Source organism: Streptomyces sp. NPDC047525 (genome assembly GCF_040643025.1).
Lineage (GTDB): Bacteria > Actinomycetota > Actinomycetes > Streptomycetales > Streptomycetaceae > Streptomyces > Streptomyces durmitorensis.
In genome coordinates this window covers 227,721-254,125 of sequence record NZ_JBEYTL010000004.1, presented here as the reverse complement: position 1 = coordinate 254,125, position 26,405 = coordinate 227,721, and the positions used below count along the sequence as shown (strand labels likewise).

At 70.7% G+C, this 26,405-nt stretch carries 25 protein-coding genes; 14 read left to right on the top strand and 11 right to left on the bottom strand.

The features are described from left to right. Positions 1 to 10: 10 nt before the first annotated feature. Positions 11 to 1,102, bottom strand: coding sequence for a mechanosensitive ion channel domain-containing protein (locus ABZ833_RS13550; protein ID WP_361045438.1), 1,092 nt, complete (start codon positions 1,100 to 1,102; stop codon positions 11 to 13). 30 nt (positions 1,103 to 1,132) lie between these two features. On the opposite strand from ABZ833_RS13550, the gene ABZ833_RS13545 reads away from it, so the two are divergent. Then, entirely contained in the window at positions 1,133 to 1,702 is a 570-nt protein-coding gene (locus tag ABZ833_RS13545; protein WP_361045436.1) for a dienelactone hydrolase family protein, read from the top strand. A 22-nt stretch (positions 1,703 to 1,724) separates the two neighbouring features. Here the strand turns inward: ABZ833_RS13545 and ABZ833_RS13540 are convergent, their stop codons facing one another. The 5 genes from ABZ833_RS13540 to ABZ833_RS13520 all read right to left on the bottom strand — a co-directional run bounded on the left by ABZ833_RS13540 (position 1,725) and on the right by ABZ833_RS13520 (position 7,992). Continuing rightward, entirely contained in the window at positions 1,725 to 3,206 is a 1,482-nt protein-coding gene (locus ABZ833_RS13540; RefSeq protein ID WP_361045434.1) for a serine/threonine-protein kinase, read from the bottom strand. A 41-nt stretch (positions 3,207 to 3,247) separates the two neighbouring features. Further along, entirely contained in the window at positions 3,248 to 4,927 is a 1,680-nt protein-coding gene (locus tag ABZ833_RS13535; protein WP_361045431.1) for an alkaline phosphatase D family protein, read from the bottom strand. Positions 4,928 to 5,031: 104 nt separating this feature from the next. Next, entirely contained in the window at positions 5,032 to 5,850 is an 819-nt protein-coding gene (locus tag ABZ833_RS13530) for a thioredoxin domain-containing protein (protein WP_361045429.1), read from the bottom strand. A 44-nt stretch (positions 5,851 to 5,894) separates the two neighbouring features. Beyond that, entirely contained in the window at positions 5,895 to 6,584 is a 690-nt protein-coding gene (locus ABZ833_RS13525; protein ID WP_361045427.1) for a hypothetical protein, read from the bottom strand. 79 nt (positions 6,585 to 6,663) lie between these two features. Next, on the bottom strand, positions 6,664 to 7,992 hold the full coding sequence (locus ABZ833_RS13520; RefSeq protein ID WP_361045424.1) for a DUF2252 domain-containing protein: 1,329 nt from the start codon (positions 7,990 to 7,992) through the stop codon (positions 6,664 to 6,666). 190 nt (positions 7,993 to 8,182) lie between these two features. Here ABZ833_RS13520 and dnaE point away from each other — a divergent pair, with 190 nt between their 5' ends. Beyond that, on the top strand, positions 8,183 to 11,725 hold the full coding sequence (dnaE, locus tag ABZ833_RS13515; protein ID WP_361045421.1) for a DNA polymerase III subunit alpha: 3,543 nt from the start codon (positions 8,183 to 8,185) through the stop codon (positions 11,723 to 11,725). 78 nt (positions 11,726 to 11,803) lie between these two features. On the opposite strand, the gene ABZ833_RS13510 is transcribed toward dnaE, so the two are convergent. Next, the gene (locus ABZ833_RS13510; RefSeq protein WP_361045419.1) at positions 11,804 to 11,989 is read right to left on the bottom strand and encodes a hypothetical protein; all 186 of its coding nucleotides are present in this window, start codon (positions 11,987 to 11,989) and stop codon (positions 11,804 to 11,806) included. 236 nt (positions 11,990 to 12,225) lie between these two features. Between ABZ833_RS13510 and ABZ833_RS13505 the strand changes: the two genes are divergently transcribed. From ABZ833_RS13505 to ABZ833_RS13490, 4 genes are all read left to right on the top strand, one after another. Further along, positions 12,226 to 13,494 carry an NYN domain-containing protein gene (locus ABZ833_RS13505; RefSeq protein WP_361045417.1) on the top strand — a complete coding sequence of 423 codons (1,269 nt, stop codon included), beginning with the start codon at positions 12,226 to 12,228 and terminating at the stop codon, positions 13,492 to 13,494. A 184-nt stretch (positions 13,495 to 13,678) separates the two neighbouring features. Further along, positions 13,679 to 14,641: an ABC transporter ATP-binding protein gene (locus ABZ833_RS13500; RefSeq protein WP_249590457.1), complete on the top strand. Its 963-nt coding sequence runs from the start codon at positions 13,679 to 13,681 to the stop codon at positions 14,639 to 14,641. 55 nt (positions 14,642 to 14,696) lie between these two features. Further along, positions 14,697 to 15,500 (top strand): ABC transporter permease, encoded by an 804-nt coding sequence (locus ABZ833_RS13495; RefSeq protein WP_361046296.1) that lies wholly within the window; start codon positions 14,697 to 14,699, stop codon positions 15,498 to 15,500. Between the two features lie 34 nt (positions 15,501 to 15,534). Continuing rightward, a complete protein-coding gene (locus ABZ833_RS13490) occupies positions 15,535 to 16,209 on the top strand; it encodes a DUF2567 domain-containing protein (protein ID WP_361045414.1) in 675 nt (224 codons plus the stop codon). 150 nt (positions 16,210 to 16,359) lie between these two features. On the opposite strand, the gene ybaK is transcribed toward ABZ833_RS13490, so the two are convergent. From ybaK to ABZ833_RS13470, 4 genes are all read right to left on the bottom strand, one after another. Next, a complete protein-coding gene (ybaK, locus tag ABZ833_RS13485) occupies positions 16,360 to 16,866 on the bottom strand; it encodes a Cys-tRNA(Pro) deacylase (RefSeq protein WP_361045412.1) in 507 nt (168 codons plus the stop codon). A gap of 17 nt (positions 16,867 to 16,883) precedes the next feature. Further along, positions 16,884 to 17,624 carry an LON peptidase substrate-binding domain-containing protein gene (locus ABZ833_RS13480; protein WP_361045409.1) on the bottom strand — a complete coding sequence of 247 codons (741 nt, stop codon included), beginning with the start codon at positions 17,622 to 17,624 and terminating at the stop codon, positions 16,884 to 16,886. 11 nt (positions 17,625 to 17,635) lie between these two features. Then, entirely contained in the window at positions 17,636 to 18,643 is a 1,008-nt protein-coding gene (locus ABZ833_RS13475) for a hypothetical protein (protein ID WP_361045406.1), read from the bottom strand. A gap of 164 nt (positions 18,644 to 18,807) precedes the next feature. Beyond that, the gene (locus ABZ833_RS13470) at positions 18,808 to 20,382 is read right to left on the bottom strand and encodes an oxidoreductase (protein ID WP_361045403.1); all 1,575 of its coding nucleotides are present in this window, start codon (positions 20,380 to 20,382) and stop codon (positions 18,808 to 18,810) included. Between the two features lie 243 nt (positions 20,383 to 20,625). On the opposite strand from ABZ833_RS13470, the gene hisD reads away from it, so the two are divergent. The 8 genes from hisD to hisF are packed head-to-tail and all read left to right on the top strand — an operon-like array spanning position 20,626 to position 26,395. Next, complete coding sequence (hisD, locus tag ABZ833_RS13465; RefSeq protein WP_361045400.1) at positions 20,626 to 21,951, top strand: histidinol dehydrogenase; 1,326 nt, start codon at positions 20,626 to 20,628, stop codon at positions 21,949 to 21,951. Next, positions 21,948 to 23,063 carry a histidinol-phosphate transaminase gene (locus tag ABZ833_RS13460; RefSeq protein ID WP_361045397.1) on the top strand — a complete coding sequence of 372 codons (1,116 nt, stop codon included), beginning with the start codon at positions 21,948 to 21,950 and terminating at the stop codon, positions 23,061 to 23,063. Before hisD ends, ABZ833_RS13460 begins: the two co-directional genes overlap by 4 nt. Beyond that, complete coding sequence (gene hisB, locus ABZ833_RS13455; protein WP_361045394.1) at positions 23,060 to 23,653, top strand: imidazoleglycerol-phosphate dehydratase HisB; 594 nt, start codon at positions 23,060 to 23,062, stop codon at positions 23,651 to 23,653. Before ABZ833_RS13460 ends, hisB begins: the two co-directional genes overlap by 4 nt. Positions 23,654 to 23,657: 4 nt before the next feature. Further along, on the top strand, positions 23,658 to 23,822 hold the full coding sequence (locus ABZ833_RS13450; RefSeq protein WP_249590466.1) for a hypothetical protein: 165 nt from the start codon (positions 23,658 to 23,660) through the stop codon (positions 23,820 to 23,822). Positions 23,823 to 23,836: 14 nt separating this feature from the next. Beyond that, on the top strand, positions 23,837 to 24,481 hold the full coding sequence (gene hisH / locus ABZ833_RS13445; protein WP_361045391.1) for an imidazole glycerol phosphate synthase subunit HisH: 645 nt from the start codon (positions 23,837 to 23,839) through the stop codon (positions 24,479 to 24,481). 17 nt (positions 24,482 to 24,498) lie between these two features. Continuing rightward, on the top strand, positions 24,499 to 25,227 hold the full coding sequence (priA, locus tag ABZ833_RS13440; RefSeq protein ID WP_361046294.1) for a bifunctional 1-(5-phosphoribosyl)-5-((5-phosphoribosylamino)methylideneamino)imidazole-4-carboxamide isomerase/phosphoribosylanthranilate isomerase PriA: 729 nt from the start codon (positions 24,499 to 24,501) through the stop codon (positions 25,225 to 25,227). Further along, a complete protein-coding gene (locus ABZ833_RS13435; RefSeq protein ID WP_361045388.1) occupies positions 25,224 to 25,643 on the top strand; it encodes a RidA family protein in 420 nt (139 codons plus the stop codon). Before priA ends, ABZ833_RS13435 begins: the two co-directional genes overlap by 4 nt. Beyond that, entirely contained in the window at positions 25,640 to 26,395 is a 756-nt protein-coding gene (gene hisF, locus ABZ833_RS13430) for an imidazole glycerol phosphate synthase subunit HisF (RefSeq protein WP_249590469.1), read from the top strand. The genes ABZ833_RS13435 and hisF overlap by 4 nt, the downstream gene beginning before the upstream one ends. Positions 26,396 to 26,405 lie beyond the last annotated feature (10 nt).

The window sequence follows — 26,405 nt, the reverse complement described above, 5'->3', positions numbered from 1 at the left end:
CGGGTGCGGCTCAGCCGCGGCCCGTGCGCGGCACGATCGGCGGGGGCGGATGCGGGTGGTCGTCCTCCGGCGGCAGCTCGGCCCAGGCCGTGTTGACCCGCGGCAGCGCGTACGCGTGGTGCTCGGTCAGCCAGCGGACGAGGTGCTCGCGCACCGTGACCCGCACCGTCCAGATGTCGTCGGCGTCCTTGGCCGTGACCAGGGCGCGGACCTGGATCGTGTTCGGCGTCGTGTCCGTGACCGCCAGGCCCCAGTCCCGGCCGTCCCAGGCGGCGCACTCGCGCAGGATGTCCTGGAGCTGCTCGCGCATCTCGGTGATGGGCGCCGTGTGGTCCAGCTGGAAGAAGACCGTGCCGGTCATCTGGGAGCCGCCGCGCGACCAGTTCTCGAAGGGCTTCGACACGAAGTACGACACCGGCATCGTGATCCGGCGCTCGTCCCAGGTCCGCACGGCGAGGAAGGTCAGCGTGATCTCGTCGATCGTGCCCCACTCGCCGTCCACGACGACCGTGTCGCCGATCCGCACCATGTCGCCGAAGGCGATCTGCAGCCCCGCGAAGAGATTGGCGAGCGTGGACTGGGCCGCGACGCCCGCGACGATGCCCAGAACGCCCGCCGACGCCAGCAGCGACGTCCCGGCCGCCTGCATGGCGGGGAAGGTCAGCAGCATCGCTCCGACGGCTACGACACCGACGATCGCGGTGACCACCCGCTGGATGAGGGTGACCTGCGTACGCACCCGGCGGACGCGCGCCGGGTCGCGGTGGGCGCCCGCGTAGCGCGCGTAGGTGGCCTCGACGACGGCCGTCGCGATGCGGACGAGGAGCCAGGCCACCGAACCGATGAGCACCAGGGTCAGGGTCTGCGCGATGCCCGCCGAGTGGTCCTCGGCGATCTTCGCCTGTTCGAAGGAGCCGCGCAGCAGGGCGGCGCACAGGGCAAGTTGGAGCGGCAGTCGGCAGCGACGCAGCAGACCCCACAGCGGATTGTCGGGGTGGCGGTCGTCGGCCCGGCGCAGCAGCACGTCGGCCAGCCAAACCACGGCCAGCGTGAGCACGACCGAGCCGCCGACCACGATCAACGGACGCAGTACGTTCTCCATGCCCCCGAGGGTAAGTGGCACGATGGCCCCATGAACATCATGCTTTTCCACTCGACGTACGGGCTGCGGCCCGCGGTGCACGCGGCGGCCGACCGGCTGCGCGCCGAGGGGCACGAGGTGACGACGCCCGATCTGTTCGAGGGGCGCACCTTCGACACCGTCGAGGAAGGCATGGCCTTCAGGGACGAGCTCGGCAAGGAGGAGCTCCTGAAGAGGGCGATCCTGGCCGCCGCGCCCTACTCCGAGCGGGGTCTCGTCTACGCCGGGTTCTCGTTCGGCGCGGCCACCGCGCAGACCCTCGCCCTCGGCGACGCCAAGGCGCGCGGGCTGCTGCTCCTGCACGGCACGTCCGACATCGCGGAGAACGCGACGGTGGACGAGCTGCCGGTGCAGCTGCACGTCGCCGAGCCGGACCCGTTCGAGACGGACGACTGGCTGAGCGCGTGGTACCTGCAGATGGGGCGGGCCGGAGCCGACGTCGAGGTCTACCGCTACGCCGGAGCCGGTCACATCTACACCGACCCCGACCTTGACGACTACGACGCCGAGGCGGCGGAGGCGACGTGGCGGACGGCGATCGGCTTCCTGGAGACGCTCTAGCCGCTGCGCGGGGCCGTGCAGCTCAAGCGCGCGTGCAGCGTCCCACCGGGGCGCTCACGGGCGGCTTGCACTGGAGGTCGTAGTCCCCGCCGCTGGAGCTGAGATACCGCCCGACGCATTCGTCCCCTGCGGTCCTGCCGCGCTCGGCGCAGAACCGCAGGGCGGCCCGGCCGTCCGCGAAGGGCCCTGGGGCGTAGATCACCCAGAAACCGGGCCGCAGCGACGCGTAGTCGTCGCTGCGCACGTACTCCGCCTCCGGCACGTCCTTGCGCACGGCCGCGAGCCGGCGGTCGCGGGCGTCCGCGCCCGACCTGACCGGCTCGGAGAAGAGCTGGGCGACCCAACTGCCCGATGCGGGCGGGGCGCCGGGGGAGGAGGACTCCGGTGACGTGGTCGGGTCGGGGCTCTCGCCGCGGTCCGGGCTCTTGGACGCCTTCGTGGGTTCCGGTGACGCCTGGGAGGAAGCGGAGGAGCTCCCGCCGCCCTTGTCCTCCTCCCCGCCCGTGCCGTCCCCGCCCCGCAGCGCGAGGACCAGCGCGGCACCGCCCACCAGGGCGAGCGCCACGGCGACCACCGCGGCGATCACCGGTGTACGCCTGCGGGGCTCGGTGGGCAGCTGCCCCACCGTGACCGGAGGGCGCTCCGAGGTCTCCGTCGGCTGCCAGGCGATCCCGTGCGCCACCGCGGCGAGCATCGCGTCCAGGCGCTCCGCGTCCGGGCGCAGCGCGGGATCCCGTACGAGCAGGGCGCTCAGGACCGGCGCGAGCGGCCCGGAGCGCACCGGCGGCGGCACGGGGTCGTCGAGCACGGCGGCGAGCGTGGCCAGCGTCGTGGCGCGGCGCAGCGGGCTGACGCCCTCCACGGCGAGGTAGAGCACGAGGCCGAGCGACCAGAGGTCGGCCGCCGGGCCCTGGTCCGTGCCGCGGATGCGCTCGGGCGCCATGTACTCCGGCGAACCGATCAGGTCGCCGGTCGCGGTGAGCTGCGTGGAGCCATGCAGCGTTGCGATGCCGAAGTCCGTGAGGACCACGGAGGGGCCTGCGCTGCCGGGAGTCTCGCCCCGCAGCAGGATGTTGGCGGGCTTCACGTCCCGGTGCAGGATGCCCGCCGCGTGGGCGACGCGCAGCGCCGAGAGCAGCTCGCGGCCGATGCGGGCCGCCTCGTGCGGCGGCAACGTGCCCTGCTCCAGGAGATCCTGGAGCGTGCGCCCCGGCAGCAGTTCCATCACGAGCCAGGGGTGCGGGCCCGTGTCCACGATGTGATGGATCGTCACCACATGCGGGTGGTTGATCCGGGCCAGCGCCCTGGCCTCGCGCAGCACGCGCTCCCGCAGGACGCGCGACTGCTCGCCCGTCAGCTCCCGCTCGGTGGGCCGGACCTCCTTGATGGCCACCTCGCGGTGCAGCACGGTGTCGCGCGCCCGCCACACCGTGCCCATGCCCCCGCTGCCGAGCCGCTCCAGCAGCTCGAAGCGCCCGTCCACCACGTCCCCCTGGCCACTCATGACGCAAGAGTAAGGGGCGCCGGAGACGCGCGTGACCCGGGTCAGCGCACCGGGGAGTACGCCCGCTCGACCCTCTGTGTGCCGCTGAGGGTGCGGTACGAACGGGCCCACGAGGAGGTCGCCCCGGGGTCCTTGCGGTCGGACAGGACGTAGTAGTCCATTTGGGACCGCTCGGCGGTGACGTCGAGGATGCCGTAGCCGTGCGAGTCCATGTCCAGCCACTTCACATGGCGGTTGGCCGCCTTCACCGCGCCCACCGCGACCAGCGAGAGGGTGTGCGGGGCGACGTGCAGCATGTCGTCCACGTTGTCGGAGGTCACGGAGGTGACCACGAACTCCGTGGCCGCGGAGGGCGATGCGGGGTAGGTGGCGGCCCTGACCGGCACGTCGTTCGCCCAGGCCATGTGGATGTCACCGGTGAGGAAGACCGTGTTCCGGATGGCCTTGTCGACCAGGTGGGAGATGAGCTCCTTGCGGTCGTCGGTGTAGCCGTCCCACTGGTCGCCGTTGATCGCGAGGCCCTCCTTGGGCAGGCCGAGCAACTCCGCGATGGGTTCGAGCAGATGGGCCGGCACGGAACCGAAGGCGACCGGCGAGATCATCACCGAGGTGCCGACCAGCTTCCAGGAGGCATCGGACGAGGCGAGGCCCGCCTTCAGCCAGTCGAGCTGGGCGCGCCCCGTGATCGTACGGTCCGGGTCGTCCACGTCGCCGCTGCCGAACCCCGCCTGCTCGGAGCGGAAGGAGCGCAGGTCGAGCAGGTGCAGATCGGCCAGCTTGCCGAAGCGCAGGCGGCGGTAGACGGTGCCCTCGGTGGAAGGGCGTACGGGCATCCACTCGAAGTACGCCTGCTTGGCGGCCGCCATGCGCTGCGCCCAGCCGCCCTCGGTCTGAGGGGAGTGGTTCACCGCGCCGCCCGACCAGGTGTTGTCGGCGAACTCGTGGTCGTCCCAGATCGCGATCAGCGGGTGCGTGGCGTGCATCGCCTGCGCGTCCGCGTCGGTCTTGTGGGCGCCGTGCCGGGTGCGGTAGTCGGCGAGGCTGACGATCTCGTGCCGCGGCTCGTGCAGGCGCACCCCGTACTCGGCGGCCGGGTACTCGCCGCTCTGGTACTCGTAGATGTAGTCGCCGATGTGCAGGACCGCGTCGAGTTCGGTGCGGGCCGCGAGATGTCGGTACGCGGAGAAGTAGCCGGCCTCCCAGTTGGCGCAGGACACCACGCCGAAGCGGACTCCGGGGGCCGCGGCCTCGTGCGCGGGGGTGGTGCGGGTGCGGCCGACGGGGGAGTGCACCGGGGTGCCGTCGCCCCCCGAGTCGCCCGCGGAGAAGCGGAAGTAATAGGTGGTGGCAGGGCTCAAGCCCCTTACGTCGGCTTTGACCGTGTGGTCGGCCGCGGCTCGGGCGGTCGTGCTGCCGTGGCCGACGACCTGGGTGAAGCCCTTGTCCTTGGCTATCTCCCATCTCACTTCGGTGTCCGGCCCTCTGCCGGAGCCCGGTGAGGCCTCCGGGGTCGGCGTCACCCGGGTCCAGAGCAGGACTCCGTCGGGCAGCGGGTCACCCGAGGCGATTCCGTGGTGGAAGGCGGGCCCTTCGGCGGCGTGCGCGAGGGGAGCGGCGGCGAGGGGCGCGAGGGCCGCGGTGGCGGCAGCGGCCTTCACGACCGTACGGCGGCTCGGGGCCGCGGAGTTGAGCGAACTGGGGGCGCTGTTTCGACTGGTCACGGGCGATTACCTTACTGATCAGTAATCGCCAAGAGCGGGCGAACTCCGAAACGTTCGCCCGCTCTTCCGCTCTCTGCCGCTCAGCGTGCGGCTCTGCGGTCGGTTCAGCCCTTGAGCGCCGCGTCGATGGCCGTCTTGTAATCCTCGACCGTCGAGGGCGCGTTCTTCTTGTCGGAGCCGGTCAGCTTCTTGCCGTCCATGACGAAGGAGGGGGTGCCGTCGACGCCGTCCTTGTTGTCGTCGAACTTCTTCGACATCTCCAGGGCCCAGCGGTCGTACGTGCCGTTCTTGACGTCCTTCGCGAAGGTCTTGCTCTTCTTGAGCTCGGGGACCTGGTTCGCGATCTTGGTCAGGACCGCGTCGTCCTTGAACTTGTCCTCGGTCTCGGAGGGGTGGTTCTCCTTGGAGAACATCGCCTTCTTGTAGTCGAGGAAGGCCTGGTCGCTCACGTTCAGGGCGGCGCCAAGCGCGCTGAGCGCGTTCTTGGAGCCCTCACCGGTGAGGTTGCGGTCGAGGAACGAGGCGCCGATGAACTGGATCTTGTACTTGCCGTCCTTCAGGTCCTTCTCGACCGTCGGGCCGACCGTCTGCTCGAAGCTGGCGCAGACCGGGCAGCGCGGGTCCTCGTAGACCTTGAGGGTCTTCTTGGCGCTGTCCTTGCCGATGACGACGGTCGTGCCGTCCGTGCCCGTGGAGTTCGCCGGCTTGACCAGCTTCTCGTCCTTGGCGGCTTCCCAGTGACCGGGCTTGTTGGACTGCATGACGGCGTACCCGACGCCGCCCGCGATCGCGAGGACCGCGACGACGGAGACGCCGACGATCAGCGACCGCTTCCGCTTCTCCCGCTTGCGCTCGGCTTCCTGCTGGGCGCGGATCCGCTCGCGGGCCGCCGACTTGGCCGCCTGGCTGTTGCGCTTGCTCATGATGATGTTCTCCGTAGGGGTGACGTGCGTGGGGACGGTGGTGCTCAGGCGAAGACGGCCGAGCACGGCGGTCCACGCCGTCCCACGAAGTGCACGAGAAGCCGCGTACGAGCGGTCCGGACCCGGCGGGCGGGCCGCGCGGCGCGGCGCGGCGGCCGAAGGCGGATGCCCGCGGCGGCGACCGCGACGAGCAGCGGCCGGAAGGTGGACGCGGCCACCGCGCGCAGGACCTGGGCCAGGGCGCGCTCGCCGCGCCGCAGCCAGAGTGCCGCGAGCAGGCCGACCCCGATGTGCGCGCCGAGCAGCAGCCAGGCGGCGCCCGGATCGGCGTCGGCGAGCAGCACGGCGGCGGCACGGTGTCCGTCGCCGCCGGTCATCTGGGCCAGCGGGGTGCCGACGTTCGTACCGCCGCACAGCACGTCGAAGCCGACGGAGCGCAGCGGGCCCGCGACGGGACCGCCCGCCTGGCCGTAACAGACGTGCTGCCCCGTGGTGAACACCGTGTCGGCGGCCAGTTCCAGCGGGATCAGGAGGGCTGCGATGCGGCCGTAGCCACGCTCGCGCCCCGCCAGGGCGTACGCGATGACGAAGACCGCGGCGGCGATCACCGCGACGGTGGTCAGCGGCAGCGGGGCGCGGGACAGCAGGACGTGCGACGCGGCGGAGAGCGTCACGACGAGCGTCGTGAAGAGCGCCGCGCGCACGGCTCTGAGCTGGGTCCCGGATATGTCCATCGCGCAGCCGAGTGTGCCATGTGCGCGCGTAAGGCAGCCCTAAAGGGTGGCTATGAGTTACGCGGCGTCCTCTTCGTGCCTACAGACCCGGAATCCGACCGTTACGGAACAGGTCGACGAAGATCTGGTGGTCCCTGCGGGCCGTTGCGCCGTACTCGTGCGCGAAGTCCACGAGGAGGTCGCCGAAGCTCTCTTCGTCCGCCGCGATGGCTGCGTCGATCGCGCGCTCCGTGGAGAACGGCACCAGGTCCGAGTGGCCGCTCTCGTCGTCCGCGGCGGAGTGCATCGTGGCCGTGGCGCGGCCCAGGTCGGCGATGACCGCGGCGATCTCGTCCCAGTCGTCGATGTCCGACCAGTCCAGGTCCACCGCGTACGGAGAGACCTCGGCGACCAGCTGACCCGCGCCGTCCAGCTCGGTCCAGCCGAGCCACGGGTCGGCGTGCGCCTGGAGCGCGCGCTGCGAGATGACCGTGCGGTGGCCCTCGTGCTGGAAGTAGTCACGGACCGCGCCGTCGGTGATGTGGCGCGAGACGGCCGGGGTCTGGGCCTGCTTGAGGTAGATCACGACGTCGTTCTCCAACGCGTCGCTGTTGCCCTCCAGGAGGATGTTGTACGAGGGCAGGCCCGCGGAGCCGATGCCGATGCCGCGGCGTCCGACGACGTCCTTCACGCGGTACGAGTCGGGGCGGGTGAGCGAGGACTCGGGCAGCGTCTCCAGATAGCCGTCGAAGGCGGCGAGCACCTTGTAGCGTGTGGCCGCGTCGAGCTCGATGGAACCGCCGCCCGGGGCGAAGCGGCGCTCGAAGTCGCGGATCTCCGTCATCGACTCCAGGAGCCCGAAGCGGGTCAGCGAGCGCGCGTCGCGCAGGGCGTCGAGGAGCGGGCCCTGGGCGGTGTCCAGGGTGAAGGGCGGCACCTCGTCGCTCTTGGCGCCGGTGGCCAGGTCGTGGATCCGCTCGCGGTACGCGGCGGCGTAGATCCGCACCAGGTCGGTGATCTGCTCGTCGCTGAGCGCCTTCGTGTACCCGATCAGGGCCACGGAGGCGGCGAAGCGCTTCAGGTCCCAGGTGAAGGGGCCGACGTACGCCTCGTCGAAGTCGTTCACGTTGAAGATCAGGCGGCCCTGGGCGTCCATGTACGTGCCGAAGTTCTCCGCGTGCAGGTCGCCGTGGATCCACACCCGTCCCGTGCGCTCGTCCAGGTAGGGACCGCCGTGCTGCTCGCGCTCCAGGTCCCCGTAGAAGAGGCAGGCCGTGCCGCGGTAGAACGCGAAGGCGGAGGCGGCCATCTTCCGGAACTTCACCCGGAACGCGGCGGGGTCCGCGGCGAGCAGCTCGCCGAACGCGGTGTCGAAGACGGAGAGGATCTGCTCGCCGCGCTGCTCAGCGGTGGGCTGCGGTTCCGACATCGCGGGGTGCCTCCAGGTAACAGGTGGTGCCAGGTCGTGCATGACATTTGGGACAGGTGTTCCGACCTGTCCAACGCACGACGGTACCCCCGAGTGCCCGTCGCTTGTCAGTGCCGCGGATTAGACTTCCACGCTGTCCCCCCAGACTGCCCGCAGCCTGTCACCATTCGTTCTCCGGAGGCCTTCCGCCGTGACCAAGCCGCCCTTTACGCACCTCCACGTCCACACCCAGTACTCGCTGCTGGACGGTGCCGCGCGGCTCAAGGACATGTTCAATGCCGCCAATGAGATGGGCATGACGCACATCGCCATGTCCGACCACGGCAATCTGCACGGGGCGTACGACTTCTTCCACTCGGCGCAGAAGGCGGGCGTCACGCCGATCATCGGCATCGAGGCGTATGTGGCGCCGGAGTCCCGCCGCGACAAGCGGAAGATCAAGTGGGGCCAGCCGCACCAGAAGCGCGACGACGTGTCCGGTTCGGGTGGTTACACCCACAAGACGATCTGGGCGGCGAACAGCACCGGCCTGCACAACCTCTTCCGGCTGTCCTCGGACGCGTATGCCGAGGGCTGGCTGCAGAAGTGGCCGCGCATGGACAAGGAGACGATCTCCCAGTGGTCGGAGGGGCTCATCGCCTCCACCGGCTGCCCCTCCGGAGAGCTCCAGACCCGTCTTCGCCTCGGCCAGTTCGACGAGGCGGTGAAGGCCGCCGCCGAGTACCAGGACATCTTCGGCAAGGACCGGTACTTCCTGGAGCTGATGGACCACGGCATCGACATCGAGCGCCGGGTCCGCGACGACCTGCTCCGGGTCGGCAAGAAGCTCGGCATCCCGCCGCTGGTGACGAACGACTCGCACTACACGTACGCGCACGAGTCCGTCGCGCACGACGCCCTGCTCTGCATCCAGACCGGCAAGAACCTCTCCGACCCCGACCGCTTCCGCTTCGACGGCACCGGCTATTACCTCAAGTCGACCGACGAGATGTACGCCATCGACTCCTCGGACGCCTGGCAGGAGGGGTGCCGGAACACGCTCCTTGTGGCGGAGCAGATCGACACCACCGGGATGTTCGAGAAGCGCGACCTCATGCCGAAGTTCGAGATCCCGGACGGCTTCACCGAAGTCACCTGGTTCCAGGAGGAGGTCCGGGTCGGCATGGGCCGCCGATACCCGGGCGGTGTCCCCGAGGACCGGCAGAAGCAGGCCGAGTACGAGATGGACATCATCATCCAGATGGGCTTCCCGGGGTACTTCCTCGTGGTCGCCGACTTCATCATGTGGGCCAAGAACAACGGCATCGCGGTGGGCCCCGGGCGTGGCTCCGCGGCCGGCTCGATCGTCGCGTACGCCATGGGCATCACCGACCTCGACCCCATCACGCACGGCCTGATCTTCGAGCGGTTCCTCAACCCCGAGCGCGTTTCCATGCCCGATGTCGACATCGACTTCGACGAGCGCAGGCGCGTCGAAGTGATCCGGTACGTGACCGAGAAGTACGGCGCCGACAAGGTCGCCATGATCGGCACGTACGGAAAGATCAAGGCGAAGAACGCCATCAAGGACTCCGCGCGCGTGCTCGGATATCCGTACGCGATGGGCGACCGCCTCACCAAGGCGATGCCCGCCGACGTCCTGGGCAAGGGCATCGACCTCTCCGGCATCACGGACACCAAGCACCCGCGCTACAGCGAGGCGGGCGAGATCCGGGGGATGTACGAGAACGAACCGGACGTGAAGAAGGTCATCGACACCGCCAAGGGTGTGGAGGGCCTGGTCCGGCAGATGGGCGTGCACGCGGCCGGCGTCATCATGTCCAGCGAGCCGATCGTGGACCACGCGCCGATCTGGGTGCGGCACACGGACGGCGTGACGATCACGCAGTGGGACTACCCCCAGTGCGAGTCGCTCGGTCTGCTCAAGATGGACTTCCTTGGCCTGCGCAACCTCACCATCATGGACGACGCCGTCAAGATGGTGCGCAACGACAAGGGCATCGACCTGGAGATGCTCTCGCTCCCGCTCGACGACCCCAAGACCTTCGAACTGCTCTGCCGCGGTGACACGCTCGGTGTCTTCCAGTTCGACGGCGGCCCGATGCGTTCGCTGCTGCGCCAGATGCAGCCCGACAACTTCGAGGACATTTCCGCCGTCTCGGCCCTGTACCGGCCGGGCCCGATGGGCATGAACTCGCACATCAACTACGCGGAGCGCAAGAACGGCCGCCAGGAGATCACGCCGATCCACCCGGAGCTCGAAGAGCCCCTGAAGGAGACGCTCGGCCTGACCTACGGCCTCATCGTGTACCAGGAGCAGGTGCAGAAGGCCGCGCAGATCATCGCCGGGTACTCCCTCGGTGAAGCCGACATCCTGCGCCGCGTGATGGGCAAGAAGAAGCCCGACGAGCTGGCGAAGAACTTCGTCCTCTTCCAGGAGGGAGCGAAGAAGAACGGCTTCTCGGACGCCGCGATCCAGGCCCTGTGGGACGTCCTGGTGCCCTTCGCCGGATACGCGTTCAACAAGGCGCACTCATCGGCGTACGGCCTGGTCACGTACTGGACCGCCTACCTCAAGGCGAACTACCCCGCCGAGTACATGGCGGCGCTGCTCACCTCGGTGAAGGACGACAAGGACAAGTCGGCCGTCTATCTGAACGAGTGCCGGCGCATGGGCATCAAGGTCCTGCCCCCGAACGTGAACGAGTCCGTGCACAACTTCGCCGCGCAGGGCGACGACGTGATCCTCTTCGGCCTGGAGGCGGTCCGCAACGTCGGTACGAACGTGGTGGATTCGATCATCCGGTCGCGCAAGGCGAAGGGGAAGTTCGCCTCCTTCCCCGACTACCTCGACAAGGTCGAGGCCGCCGCCTGCAACAAGCGGACCACGGAGTCGCTGATCAAGGCGGGCGCCTTCGACACCATGGGGCACACCCGCAAGGGTCTGACCGCGCAGTACGAGCCGATGATCGACAACGTCGTGCAGGTCAAGCGCAAGGAAGCGGAAGGGCAGTTCGACCTCTTCGGGGCGATGGGCGACGAGGGCGCCGGGGACGAGCCGGGCTTCGGGCTCGACGTCGAGTTCTCCACCGACGAGTGGGAGAAGACGTATCTGCTCGCCCAGGAGCGGGAGATGCTCGGTCTCTACGTCTCCGACCACCCCCTCTTCGGCCTGGAGCATGTCCTGTCCGACAAGGCCGACGCGGGCATCGGGCAGCTCACCGGCGGTGACTACTCGGACGGCTCGATCGTCACCATCGGCGGCATCATCTCCGGCCTCCAGCGCAAGATGACCAAGCAGGGCAACGCCTGGGCCATCGCCACGGTCGAGGACCTCGCGGGTTCCATCGAGTGCATGTTCTTCCCGGCGACCTACCAGTTGGTGTCCACCCAACTCGTCGAGGACGCCGTGGTGTTCGTCAAGGGCCGCCTCGACAAGCGTGAGGACGTGCCGCGCCTCGTCGCGATGGAGATGCAGGTTCCCGACCTGTCGAACGCGGGCACCAACGCGCCCGTCCTCATCACCATCCCGACGGTGCGGGTGACCCCGCCGATGGTCAGCCGCCTCGGCGAGATCCTCAGCCACCACCGGGGCAACAGCGAGGTGCGGATCAAGCTCCAGGGGGCGCAGAAGACCACGGTGCTGCGGCTCGACCGCCACCGGGTACAGCCGGACGCGGCGCTCTTCGGCGATCTGAAGGTGCTGCTCGGAGCGTCCTGTCTGGCCGGATAGCTCATAGAAGAAGCAAGAAGAAGGGGCGCACCCGGAAGTCCGGGTGCGCCCCTTCGCGCATATACGCCTGCGTGTACGTCAGTTGTGGCCGAAGCGACGCTGGTGCTTGCGGGCGACCTCGGCCGGGCTGCCCTGCGACTGCACGGCGTCCTTCATCCTCGACTCGGCCTGCTCCGCGGACGACTTGGCCTGCTCCTGTGCCTGCTCCGCGGCCGAAGCGCGGTTGTGATCGTCGCCCTGCTTGCGGTTCTTGTTCTTGGCCATGGTGATCTTCCTCCTGAAGGGGATCTGGGGGCCAGGACGCGACCAGATTCACATATGGCGACAAGCTGCGCATTTCAGAGAATTACCGTGCGTAATAAGCCCTGTCGGAGAGTGAAGTCGGGATACGCCACGCCGAAGATCGAGTTCCGGCCGTTAACCTCCCGCTGGTCGGGCAGACTCGAAGGAAACCCGAACCATTGCTTCCAGGGAATCTCCAGGGAAAGAGGGTGGATCGCGTGGACCGCTGCATCGTCCTGGTGGACGCCGGGTATCTGCTGGGTGCCGCCGCGAGTCTCCTCGCGGGCGAGCCCTCCCGGTCCCGGATCACCGTCGATCACACCGCCCTGATCCAGGGCATCCGTGAGCGCGCCGAATCCGACACCGAGCGCCCCCTGCTCCGGATCTACTGGTTCGACGGCGCCCCCGACCGCGTACCGCAGCCCGAGCACCGAAGGCTGCGGGTCATGCCGCGCGTGACGGTCCGGCTCGGCGCCCTGACCCGCAGCGACGGGCGGTGGGCCCAGAAGGGCGTCGACGCCGCCATGCACGCCGAGCTGACGGAGCTGGCCCGCAACCGCGCCTGCTCGGACATCGTGCTCGTCACCGGTGACGGGGACCTGCTGCCCGGCATGATGGCCGCCAAGGAGCACGGTGTCGCCGTCCACCTGTGGGCCGTGCAGGCCGCCGACGGGGACTACAACCAGTCCGAGGACCTCGTCGCCGAGGCCGACGAGCGCCGCGTCCTCGACCGTGCCTGGATCACCAAGGCCGTACGCCCCAAGGAGCTCACCGGCGTCTGCGCGCCCTCTCCCGTCCCGCGCCCCGAGATCGCCGCGATCCTCTCCGCGCCCCTGCCGGAGTCCGCGCTCGCGGCCAGCGCCCAGCGGGCCGCCGACGAGGCCGCCGGGGTGCACCCCGGTCCGCACGGTCAGCACGGTCAGCACGCCGAAGCCGGGGCCAACGGCGACAGCGGCGCCACCCACCACCCGCCGGGCAAGGGCGTGCCGACCCCCAAGGACCTGGCCGCCCTGCGCGGCCCCGGCACCCAGCCCGCCGCCCCGCACCCCACGAACGCGACGCTGCGCTGGTCCTCCGACAAGGGCTGGGTCGAGCGCCCCGGCGGCGCCGCCGAGAGCCCGGAGGCCGCGGCCCTGCCGACGCTCGCCCAGCTGACGACGGCCGAGCAGCGCTGGGCCGACCGCGAGGAGGACATCACCACCGTCGGCGGTGATCCTTTCGAGGTCGGGCAGGTGTTCGCGCGCCGCTGGATGGCCCGCCTGCCGGAACAGCACAACCTGCAGAAGCTCTCGACGATGTATCCGCGCATCCCGCACCGCGTCGACGGCGAGCTCCTGCGGTACGCGGCCCGCTTCGGTCTGCTCGCCCACAAGGACGACCAGATCGACGAGCACGACCGGTACGCGATCCGGGCGGGCTTCTGGCGCGAGATCGACGTCCACACCGCGGTCGAGCACGCACCGGTGGGCGACCGCTCCGGCGAGTGACCGAACAGGTACGCGAACGGATGAGGGGACACGTCCCGCAGATGACTGATACGGGGCGTACGGGGCGCCCCGGGCGTCGCAGCGGGCACGGGACCCCGTACCCTCGTCCTTCGTGAGTACGCGCTCGGCACAGGCAGTCCGACAGGGGCTCCGACAGGGTCACGGCAGCGATGCCGTCTGCGCGGTGCGCGACCTCGTCAAGACGTATCCCGCCGCCCGTGGCAGGCGCGGCACGCCCGCGACGCCCGAGGTGCGCGCCACCGACGGCATCAGCCTGGAGGTCAGGCGCGGCGAGATCTTCGGCCTTCTCGGGCCCAACGGCGCCGGCAAGTCCACCCTCGTACGCCAGCTGACCGGCCTGATGCGGCCCGACAGCGGGAGCGTCGAGATCCTCGGGCACGACATCCTGCGCCACCCCGAGCGGGCCGCGCGGATCCTCGCGTACCTGGGGCAGGAGTCCACCGCGCTCGACGAGCTGACCGTCTCGCTCGCCGTCGAGACGACCGCGCGGCTGCGCGGCCTCGATGTGCGCGCGGCGCGGGCCGAGCGGGACGCCGTACTCGAAGAACTCGCGCTCACCCCGCTCGCGTCGCGCCCCCTGAAGAAGCTCTCCGGCGGGCAGCGCAGGCTCGCCTGCTTCGCCACCGCGCTGGTGGGGGAGCGGCCGCTCCTCGTCCTCGACGAGCCGACGACCGGCATGGACCCCATCGCGCGGCGCGCGGTGTGGGGCGCGGTCGACCGGCGCAGGGCCGAGCGCGGCACGACGGTGCTGCTCGTCACCCACAACGTCATCGAGGCCGAGACGGTCCTTGACCGCGTCGCCGTCCTCGACCACGGCAAGGTCATCGCCTGCGACAGCCCCCTGGGGCTGAAGGAGCAGGTCGCGGGAGAGGTGCGGGTGGAGCTCGTCTGGCGGGAGCGGGCGCCGCTGGACGTCCCCGAGGTCGCCGCGCTGCGCTCGTCCGCGGTGGAGTCCGGGCGGCGGTGGTCCCTGCGGCTCGCCCCCGACGAGGCGCGGGCCGCGGTCGCGGCGGTCACCGGCGGGGCCGCCTTCGCCGCCCTGGACGATTTCACCTTGGCCACACCGAGCCTGGAGGATGTGTATCTCGCCCTGGGCGGGAACGGGGAAGGGCTGGTGAAGGGGTGACCTTCGCCGGGCGGATGAACTGCAACAGGAGGGCCGTTCGGTGAGTGCCGTTCCCCTGGAAGCGGCCGTACGGGCCGACGAGCGCGAGCGGCAGAGCGACGTCGCCGCCCCTCTGGGGCCCCGTGCGCGGCTGTTTCCCGCGCTCGCGGCCGTCTACCGGGCGCAGCTGTCCCGGGCGCGGGTCGCGCGGATCCCGCTGCTCTTCGTGGCGACCTTCCAGTCCGTCGGGATCATGATCCTGATGCGGGGCGTCGTCGACGGGGGCGGCGAGGCGCGTGCCGTCGTCGCCGGGTCCTCCGTGCTCGTCGTCGCGTTCGTCGCGCTCAACCTGCTCGCGCAGTACTTCGGGCAGCTGCGGGCCGACGGCGGACTCGACCACTACGCGACGCTGCCCGTGCCGCCCGCGTCGGTGGTCCTGGGGGCGGCTGCCGCCTACGCGTCGTTCACCGTGCCGGGCACCCTCGTCACCGCGGTCGTCGGATGCGGCCTCTTCGGGCTGCCGCTGGCGAACCTGTGGGTGCTCGCCGCGGTGATCCCGCTGGCCGGTGCCGCGCTCGCCGGTCTCGGAGCCGCCCTGGGGCTGCTCGCGCCCCGGCCCGAACTGGCCACGCTGCTCGGCCAGTTGGGCATGTCGGCGGCGCTGCTCCTCGGTGTGCTCCCGGCCGAGCGGATGCCCGGCTTCCTGCAGTACGCCCGTGACCTGCTGCCCTCGACGTACGGAGTCGAGGCGTTCGCCCACACCTTCGGGCCGCATCCGGACTGGGCGGCCGTCGCCCTCGATCTCGCGGTCTGCGCGGGGGTCGGCGTCGCCTCGCTGGCGATCGCCACCTGGGCCTACCGCCGTGCGGCTGTGCGGTGACGCGGTCCTCAGGAAGGACTGGCACCATGTGTGGGTGACTGCACCGCTGACGCCCTCCCAGCCGCCCCATGACCGGCCCCCGCACGACCCCTGGCAGCAAGCCGCTCAGCCGTCCGGAGCCGTTCCCGCGCCGGTCCATGAGGAGGACGGTCCTGGCATGAAGACCGAAGTGCGGCAGGCCGCAGTGATCATGGTCGCGGTTGCTGTCTGTGGCGTACTGCTCGGCCTCCTGTGGCTGTGGCTCGCGCCACGGGTCCCGCTGGTGGCCGACAGCGACGCGGTGTACCTCAAGGACACCGAGGGCGAGCAGGCGATCGGGGTCGACGGAACGTTCACTCTGCTCGGGCTCGCGTTCGGCGCCGTGACCGGGGCCGTGGTGTTCCTGCTGCGCAAGCGGGGCGGGATCCCGCTGGTCGTCGGGCTCACGGCCGGCGGGCTGCTCGCCGCGGTGATCGGCTGGCGGCTCGGGATCTTCCTGGGCCCCGAGACCGACGTCGTCGCCCACGCGAAGTCCGTGGGCAAGGGCGTCGCGTTCGACGCGCCCCTGGAGCTCAAGGCCAAGGGCGCGCTGCTTGCCTGGCCCGTGGCGGCGCTCCTTGTCCACCTCGGTCTCACCGGGCTCTTCGGGCCGCGGGACCCCGAGCCGTACCCCCTGCCCTACGGGGACCCCGACCGGGCCGAGGGCAGCCCTGGCCCGACCGGGGCGTGAGGACGCCGCGGAAGCCGCCCCGCGCCCGTCCGGCGTCAGGCGGGGCGCCTCCCGTGGTTGGCCTTGCCCTTGCGCACCCGCCACTTCCTCTTGCGCGTCTTCTTCGACATGAGGGTGGTACTAGTCGAGCCGAGGCCCTCCGTCGAGGGCCTATTCACGCCCGATCGGAGCCAGTACCGCGCCCGTGAGCCGCGCCAGGTCGCCGGGGGCCAGTTCCACCTCAAGGCCCCTGCGGCCCGCCGACACACAGATCGTCGCGTGCGACGGGGCCGAGTCGTCCAGGACCGTGCGGAGCTTCTTGCGCTGGCCCAGGGGCGAGATGCCGCCCCGTACGTAACCCGTGGTGCGTTCGGCCGCCGCCGGGTCGGCCATCACCGCGCGCTTGCCGGAGACCGCCGTGGCCAGGGCCTTGAGGTTCAGGGTGCCCGCCACGGGGACCACGGCCACCGTCAGCTCGCCGTCGACCTCCGCCACCAGGGTCTTGAAGACCCGGTCGGGGGAGACGCCCATGGCCTGGGCCGCCTCCTCGCCGTACGAGGGGTGCGCGGGGTCGTGTTCGTAGGCGTGGACCGTGTACGTCGCGCCCGCCGCGGTGAGGGCCACCGTCGCCGGGGTGCCGCCCGCGCCCGACTGCTGTTTCTTCTGCTTCTTCGCCAAAGCGCTCGCGCCTTACGTCAGTTGAGGCTTGTGGTGCCGCGCGTCAGGTCCGTCGCGGGCAACGACGGCAGATTACGGATGATGGCGGTCTCCGCGCGAAGGAGTTTCAGCTCGTCGTGCAGGCGCGACGCCGTGTCGGGCGCCTCCAGGAGCCGCTGCTTGGTCGGGGTGTCCAGGACGGCCGCGGCCGCGACCAGATACGACACCACGGACGGGTCGTCCGGCAGTTCGGCGCCCGTGGACAGGGACCGCTCACGCGCCCCCGCGAGGCGCTTCTGGTAGGCGCGGAACGCCCGCAGGACGCCCGCGGCCAGCGCGCCCGCCTCCTCGCCCGGCTCCTCGGGCAGCTCCTCGACCTCCGCGGTCAAGAAGGCGCCCGAGGTGTCGATCGAGTGCAGGCGCACGCGCGAGGTGCCGGTGGCGAGGACCTCGAAGCCGCCGTCGGCGCGCTCCCTGATCGTCGCCGCGTCCGCCACGCAGCCCACCGCGTGGAAGGCCTTGAGCGGGTCGTCGCCGAAGCCGGCGGTCGGCCCCTGCTCGGGCTGCGCGGTGGGGTCGGGGAGGCCCGGGGCGCTCGGCGCCACCTCGAGGCCGTCGCGGATCGCGACGACCGCGAAGAGGCGCTGCTCCTCGTCGGAAGTCTTGAGCAGGTCGCGCGTCATGGCGCGATAACGCTCCTCGAACACGTTCAGCGGGAGCACGAGTCCCGGGAACAGCACCGAGTTGAGCGGGAAGAGCGGAAGCCGGACGGTGGTCACGAGCCTCAAGCCTAATGGTCGTCTGGGCGCGGACGTCCGCCGCCGGTGCGCAGCGGGGTCTCGGAGGCCACCTCGATGCGTATGCCGTCGCGCAGTTCCAGGAACTGACCCAGTGGGTCGTCGGCCATGCGGTCCCAGGGAAAGGACGTCGCATGGGGCCCGATGAGGCGCAGTTGTTCGAGGGCGTCGCTCCACCGCTCCAGGCGTACGAGGACGTACGTGAGGAGGTTGCGGACCTCGGCCGGCCAGGGATCCCCGGCCTCGTACTCCGCGGACACGGCGATCCCGAGGTCGGCCGCGGCGTCCAGGCGCTCGCGCGGCACGCTCCCGGACGAACTGGTGAGGTAGGCGAACGCGGCCCGCGCGGGCAGCGCCTGGATCAGCGAGCCGGGCAGCGCGTCCCGCGCGGCGCGCTCGGCGAAGTCGAAGCACTGCCGGTGCGAGCCGTACCAGGAGGCCGAGAGGTACTGCAGGGCCGAGGCGTGGCAGCCGTAGTGGTGCGAGGAGCGGTGCACCGCCTCGGCCCAGAGCTCGTCGAAGACCGAGTGCGGGGCGTGGGTGCCGCGCGCGTGGTCCAGGGCGATCCGCCAGGGCACGGGGTCGCGCGGGTCGGCCTCGGCGGCCGCGGTGAGCAGGGGCGCCGTCTCGCGCAGGAGCTCGGCGCGGGCGGGCGACTCCCAGCCGCGGACGACCGCGAGCTCGGCCTTGACGAGCAGCGCGTCCGGGTCGTGCGGCGCGGCGGACTGCCAGTCGTCGAACCACTCGGAGCGGGAGCGGGCGAAGGCGGCGAGGCGTGTCGTGTAGCGGTCGCGGTTCTCCCACTCGTTGCCCTCGCGGGTCATGGCGAGCAGCTTGGCCGCGGGGTCGTAGTCGCCACGGCCCGCGGCGACCAGGGCGGGGCCGAGCCGGTCGTCGGGCGCGTCGAGGAGCACCTCGTCGTCGGGGGTCAGACCGGCGGCCAGGAGAGGGGTGTTCCTGACCATGCGTGCGGTGCGGATCAGGGCGCGCAGGAGTGCCATCGTGTGGGTATTGAAAACCGCAGGTGGGGGTAGGGCCAGGGGGTAGCCGGTGAAGCTTTTGCATCGGTCGTTCGGTTGCCTGACACATGGTCAAGGGCAGGTAAAATATCTGCCCTCCGGCAGTCCTCCGTCAGTCCTCGCTCAGCCCCCCCCCCACGGGCCCCTCAGTTCCTGCGCAGCAGTCGCGTCGCCCCCGCCGCGACCGTCGTCGCGAGCACCCAGCCGAGCAGGATCAGGATCGCCGCGAACCACTGCCAGCCGCCGCGCAGCTGCCAGTAGCTGTCCTGGCCGAGGTTGATGACCGGGAGCAGCAGGTCGAGGGAGAAGAGCGCGGGGTTCCAGTTCGGGTGCTCGCCCGGTTTGATCGCCGGGTGGTCGGCGCGCGTGAAGGCCACCGCGCTCACCGCCCAGAGCACCGCCATCCACAGGGCGGCCCGGCCGGGCCGGTAGCCGTAGGCCACCGTCCAGTCCTGGGCGAAGCCCCAGAGCTTGGCGGCGAGTGGCAGGGTCTCGCGGCGCCGTCGCTGCTTGGCGAGCAGGACCTCGCGGGCGTCGGCGTCCTCGCCGCCGTTGCGCAGGACGGTGGCCAGCTTCTCGTACGGCTCCGGGTTGTACTCGGCGGTCGCGGCCGCCACCCAGCTCAGCCGCCGGGAGAGCGGGAAGCTGCCGAGCGGGACGAGGTTCTCGTAGCTGAAGCCGCCCATCTGGAGGCCGCCGGGGCCCGGCCAGCTGGTCGACTTGTCGATGAGGTTGACGACCTTGGCGCCGGACAGAATGATCTTGCCGCGCTGCGGGGCCTCGCCGAGGAAGCGCAGCTCGGGGGTCTGGACGCGGCGCAGCGACACCTCCTGGTCGTTCTCCAGGGTGAAGCGCGCCTGGGCCAGGTCGACGGCGTCGCCGAAGCGCCCGTCGTCGAGCCGTATGCCGCCCGCGCACTCGAAGCGCTGGATGCGGGTGCCGCGCGGGGGAGTCGTGCCGCTGGTCATGGGGGGATCGCCGAGCGCGGCGGGCGTCATGTAGAGCGTGCGCTCCACGGTCATCTGCGGGGCGTTGAGCGCCCGCTGGCCGTACGGATTGGCGAGCTTGCTGCCGCGCAGGCTGAAGGAGACGCCGACCTTCGCGCCGCGCAGGCTCAGCTGGCCGTGCGACTCCATCATCTCGGCCTGCAGGTCCTGCCCGACCGAGAGCCCGTCGCCCATGATCGAGTTGCCGCGCCGGTCGCGGTAGATCACGGCCTGGTTGATCAGCAGGTCGGTGCCGATCTGGGCGTCCGTGAGCCGCATGCCGTTGTGGATCCGGCAGCGCGGCAGATGCAGGTCGCCCTCCGTGTGGACGCGGGCCGCCTCCACGCGCGGGATCGAGCAGTTGACCAGGCGCAGCGTGGTGAACTTGGCCTCGGGGACGAGGACTTCCTTCTCGAAGCGGCAGTGCTTCAGCTCCGCGTAGGGAAGGACCTCGCCGCCCGCAAGATCGAGTACGTCGGTGATCTGGAGCCCCGAGAGCTTCAGTGACGAGACCCGGCCCGAGAGCGCGGGCGGCCCCTCCAGGAGCAGCCAGCACACGATGCGCGCGCGCACACTGCGTTCCGGACCCCAGGGGTGGCCGCCGTGCGGATCGTCCGCCATCGGGTCCCCCGACCGGAGGTCATAGACGCTGCCGTTGCGGAAGGCCTGCCACATGCCGATCTCGGCCGCGGTCAGTCCGTCCGGCGGGTCACCGATGCCGGTGTCGTCGACCACTGCTGTTGTCCTCCCCGTACCGCGATCCCGTACGCGTTCTCGTACTGCGATGCGCCTGTGTCTCGTACACCTGTTTCATGCCCGCTCAGTGACGGGCTGAACGCTAGTGGTGAACGTGGTCTTACGAAAAGCGAGGGGCAGCGCGAAGCGCTTCAGGTAGGGCGGCGGTGGGTGACGGGCGGGTCTATATCAGCCAGTGATACGGGGTCGGGCGCGGAATCCGGGTCTGAGAGAATTGGCCACGTGATCTCCCGAATCGATCTGCGCGGCGACGCCCTCCCCGAGGGTCCCGCCCTGCGCGCCCTGCTGCCCCGTGCCGACTTCGACGTCGCGGCCGCCCTGGAGAAGGTGCGGCCCATCTGCGAGGACGTGCATCATCGTGGCGACGCGGCACTGATCGAGTACGCGGAGAAGTTCGACGGCGTGGGGTTGACGCAGGTCCGCGTTCCCGCGGCCGCCATCGCCGAAGCCCTGACCGGCCTCGACCCGGCCGTGCGCGAGGCGCTGGAGGAGTCGATCCGGCGCGCCCGCATCGTCCACCGCGAGCAGCGCCGCGCCCCGCACACCACGCAGGTCGTGCCCGGCGGCACGGTCACCGAGAAGTGGGTGCCGGTCGAGCGCGTCGGGCTCTACGCGCCCGGTGGCCGCTCGGTCTACCCGTCCTCCGTGATCATGAACGCCGTCCCGGCCCAGGAGGCGGGCGTCGAGTCGATGGCGCTCGCGTCCCCGCCGCAGGCCGACTTCGGCGGCCTTCCGCACCCGACGATCCTCGCCGCCTGCGCCCTCCTCGGCATCGACGAGGTGTACGCGGTCGGCGGCGCCCAGGCCGTCGCGATGTTCGCGTACGGCACCGAGACCTGCGCCCCGGCCAACATGGTCACCGGGCCCGGCAACATCTGGGTCGCCGCGGCCAAGCGCTACTTCACCGGCCGCATCGGCATCGACACCGAAGCGGGCCCCACCGAGATCGCGGTCCTCGCCGACGACACGGCCGACGCCGTGCACGTCGCCTCCGACCTGATCAGCCAGGCCGAGCACGACCCGCTCGCCGCCGCCGTCCTGGTCACCGACTCCGTGGCGCTGGCCGACGCGGTCGCCAAGGAGCTGGAGCCGCAGGTCGCGGCCACCAAGCACGTCGAGGACCGGATCGTCCCCGCCTTGGAGGGCAGGCAGTCCGCGATCGTCCTGGTCGACGGCCTGGAGGAGGGCCTGCGGGTCGTCGACGCGTACGGCGCCGAGCACCTGGAGATCCAGACCGCGGACGCCGCCGCCGTCGCGGAGCGCGTGAAGAACGCGGGCGCGATCTTCGTCGGCCCCTGGGCCCCGGTCTCCCTCGGCGACTACTGCGCGGGCTCCAACCACGTCCTGCCGACGGGCGGCTGCGCCTGCCACTCCTCGGGGCTCAGCGTCCAGTCGTTCCTGCGCGGCATCCACATCGTCGACTACACCCGCGAGGCGCTCGCCGATGTGGCCCACCACGTGGTGACGCTCGCCGAGGCCGAGGACCTGCCGGCGCACGGCGCGGCCGTCAAGGCCCGCTTCGGATGGAAGGTGCCGGAGAAGAAGTGACCACCATCGACGATCTCCCCGTACGCGACGAACTGCGCGGCAAGTCCCCCTACGGCGCGCCCCAGCTCGACGTACCCGTACGCCTGAACACGAACGAGAACCCCTACCCGCTCCCCGAGCCGCTCGTCGAGCGCATCGCCGAGCGCGTCCGCGAGGCGGCCCGCGACCTCAACCGCTACCCCGACCGCGACGCGGTCGAGCTGCGCACCGAGCTCGCCCGCTACCTCACGGACACCGGCGGCCACGAGGTCACCCTGGCGAACGTCTGGGCGGCCAACGGCTCGAACGAAGTCATCCAGCAGCTCCTGCAGACCTTCGGCGGGCCCGGACGCACCGCCATCGGCTTCGAGCCCTCGTACTCGATGCACGGCCTCATCGCGCGCGGTACCGGCACCGGCTGGATCTCGGGCCCGCGCGGCGACGACTTCACGATCGACGTCGAGGCGGCGTCGAAGGCCATCGCCGAGAACCAGCCGGACGTCGTCTTCATCACCACGCCCAACAACCCCACGGGCAACGCCGTCTCGGCCGACACGGTCCTCGCGCTCTACGAAGCCGCGCAGGCAGCCAAGCCCTCGATGGTCGTGATCGACGAGGCGTACGTCGAGTTCAGCCACGGCGACTCGCTGCTCCCGCTGCTCGCGGGACGGCCGAATCTCGTCGTGTCGCGCACCATGTCCAAGGCCTTCGGCGCGGCCGGGCTGCGCCTCGGCTACCTCGCCGCCGACCCGGCGGTCGTCGACGCCGTACAGCTCGTACGCCTGCCGTACCACCTGTCGGCCGTCACGCAGGCCACCGCGCTCGCCGCCCTGGAGCACACCGACACGCTCCTGAAGTACGTCGAGCAGCTGAAGCGCGAGCGCGACCGTCTGGTGAGCGAGCTGCGGGCGATCGGCTATGAAGTGACCGACTCCGACGCCAACTTCGTCCAGTTCGGGCGGTTCGAGGGCGAAGGGGCCGCCCACGCGGTCTGGCAGCGGATCCTCGACCGGGGCGTCCTGGTCCGGGACAACGGAGTGCCGGGATGGCTGCGGGTCAGCGCAGGAACCCCGGAAGAGAACGACGCGTTCCTCGATGCGGTACGCGAACTCAAGAAGGAGCAGCAGGCATGAGCCGCGTTGGACGGGTCGAACGGACCACGAAGGAGACGTCGGTCCTCGTCGAGATCGATCTCGACGGCACCGGCAAGGTCGAGGTGTCGACGGGTGTCGGTTTCTACGACCACATGCTCGACCAGCTCGGCCGCCACGGCCTCTTCGACCTCACGGTCAAGACCGAGGGCGACCTGCACATCGACACGCACCACACCATCGAGGACACCGCCCTCGCCCTGGGCGCCGCCTTCAAGCAGGCGCTCGGCGACAAGGTCGGCATCTACCGCTTCGGCAACTGCACGGTCCCGCTCGACGAGTCGCTCGCCCAGGTGACCGTCGACCTGAGCGGCCGCCCGTACCTCGTGCACACCGAGCCCGAGACCATGGCGCCGATGATCGGCACGTACGACACGACGATGACCCGGCACATCCTGGAGTCCTTCGTCGCGCAGGCCCAGATCGCCCTGCACGTGCACGTGCCCTACGGCCGCAACGCCCACCACATCGTGGAGTGCCAGTTCAAGGCCCTCGCCCGCGCGCTGCGCTACGCATCGGAGCGCGACCCGCGCGCCGTCGGGATCCTCCCCTCCACGAAGGGCGCGCTGTAAAGCCATGACCGGCCTCAACACCATCCTCATCGTCGTCGGCCTCTTCCTGATCGGCGGCATCATCTCCTTCGTCAAGCAGGGGATGCCCAAGAGCCTCATCACGCTGCTCTCCATCGGCGCGGCCATGTGCCTCGTCGCGGGGATCATGCGGCTCGACTACTGGAACTGAGGGGCGTACGCGAGATGAGCACTCCCCAGAAGAAGGTCGTCGTCTTCGACTACGGCTTCGGGAACGTCCGTTCCGCCGAGCGCGCCCTCGCGCGCGCGGGCGCGGAGGTCGAGATAACCCGTGACTACGACACGGCCATGAACGCCGACGGACTCCTCGTCCCCGGTGTCGGCGCCTTCGCCGCCTGCATGCAGGGGCTCAAGGAGGCGCGCGGCGACTGGATCGTGGGCCGCAGGCTCGCGGGCGGCCGTCCCGTGATGGGCATCTGCGTCGGCATGCAGATCCTCTTCGCGCGCGGCATCGAGCACGACGTGGAGGCCGAGGGCCTCGACGAGTGGCCCGGCACCGTCGAGCCGCTGAAGGCCGACATCGTCCCGCACATGGGCTGGAACACGGTCGAGGCACCGGAGGGCTCGCAGCTGTTCGCGGGCCTGGACGCCGAGGCCCGCTACTACTTCGTGCACTCGTACGCCGTGCACCACTGGGACTTCGAGGCGGGCAACCCCGCCTTCCGCGCACCCAAGGTCGCCTGGACCACGCACGGCGAGCCCTTCGTGGCCGCCGTCGAGAACGGCGCGCTGTGGGCCACGCAGTTCCACCCCGAGAAGTCCGGCGACGCCGGCGCCCAGCTCCTCACCAACTGGATCGGAACCCTCTAGGGATGTCAGGGAATTCTGTGAGCAAGCTCGAACTCCTCCCGGCCGTCGACGTCCGCGACGGCCAGGCCGTGCGCCTCGTCCACGGCGAGTCCGGATCGGAGACCTCCTACGGCTCCCCGCTGGAGGCCGCCCTCTCCTGGCAGCGGTCGGGCGCCGAGTGGCTGCACCTGGTCGACCTGGACGCCGCGTTCGGCACCGGCGACAACCGCGCGCTCATCGCTGAGGTCGCGGGCGCCATGGACATCAAGGTCGAGCTGTCCGGCGGCATCCGTGACGACGAGACGCTCGCCGCCGCCCTGGCCACCGGCTGCACCCGCGTGAACCTCGGCACCGCCGCCCTGGAGACCCCGGAGTGGGTCGCCAAGGTCATCGCCGAGCACGGCGACAAGATCGCGGTGGGCCTCGACGTACGCGGCACGACCCTGCGCGGCCGCGGCTGGACCCGCGACGGCGGCGACCTCTACGAAACCCTGGAGCGCCTCAACTCCGAGGGCTGCGCGCGCTACGTCGTCACCGACATCGCCAAGGACGGCACGCTGCAGGGCCCGAACCTGGAGCTCCTGCGCAACGTCTGCGCGGCCACGGACCGCCCGGTGGTCGCCTCCGGCGGCGTCTCCTCCCTGGACGACCTGCGCGCGATCGCCGAGCTCGTCCCGCAGGGCGTCGAGGGCTCCATCGTCGGCAAGGCGCTGTACGCGAAGGCCTTCACGCTCGAAGAGGCCCTGGCCGCGGTGGCCTCGTCATGAGTGACGTCGTGCGCCGGGTGAGCTCGGGCGGACCGTGGGAGGAGGCCATCGGCTACTCCCGCGCCGTCGAGCTGCCCAACGGCCTTGTCCTGGTGTCGGGTTGCACGTCGGTGGTGAACGGCGTCATAGACGCCGGGACCCCCTACGAGCAGGCGGCCAACGCCTTCCACACCGCCGTCGAGGCGCTCAAGCAGCTGGGCCTCGGTCGTGAGCACGTCGTGCGCACCCGCATGTATCTGACCCACGCGCGGGACGTGGAGGAGGTCGGCCGGGCCCACAAGGAGCTCTTCGACGACGTCCGCCCCGCCGCATCGATGATCATCGTCTCCGGCTTCATCGACCCGAGCCTGGTCGTCGAGGTCGAGGTCGAGGCGTACCGGGGAGACCGGGGAGACCGGGGAGCTGAGACGTCATGACCCTCGCCGTACGCGTGATCCCCTGCCTGGACGTGGACAACGGCCGGGTCGTCAAGGGCGTCAACTTCCAGAACCTGCGCGACGCGGGTGACCCCGTCGAGATGGCCAAGGTGTACGACGCCGAGGGCGCCGACGAGCTCACCTTCCTGGACATCACCGCCTCCTCCGGCAACCGCGAGACGACGTACGACGTGGTCCGCCGCACCGCCGAGCAGGTCTTCATCCCGCTCACGGTGGGCGGCGGCGTCCGCACCGCCGAGGACGTCGACAAGCTGCTGCGCGCCGGCGCGGACAAGGTGGGCGTGAACACGGCCGCCATCGCACGGCCCGAGCTGATCCGCGAGATCGCGGAGCGGTTCGGCCGTCAGGTGCTTGTCCTTTCGGTGGACGCCCGCAGGACTGCCTCCGGGAGCTTCGAGGTGACGACCCACGGCGGCCGCAAGTCCGCCGGGATCGACGCCGTCGAATGGGCACACCAGGCCGCCGAGCTCGGCGCGGGAGAGATCCTGCTCAACTCGATGGACGCGGACGGCACGAAGGACGGCTACGACATCGAGATGATCGCGGCGGTACGCCGTCACGTCACCGTCCCGGTGATCGCGTCCGGGGGAGCGGGCCGCCTCGACCACTTCCCGCCCGCGATCGCGGCGGGCGCGGACGCGGTGCTCGCCGCGTCGGTCTTCCACTTCGGTGATCTGCGGATCGGCGAGGTCAAGGACACTCTTCGGGAGGCGGGCCACCCGGTCCGCTGAGCAGCTCCTG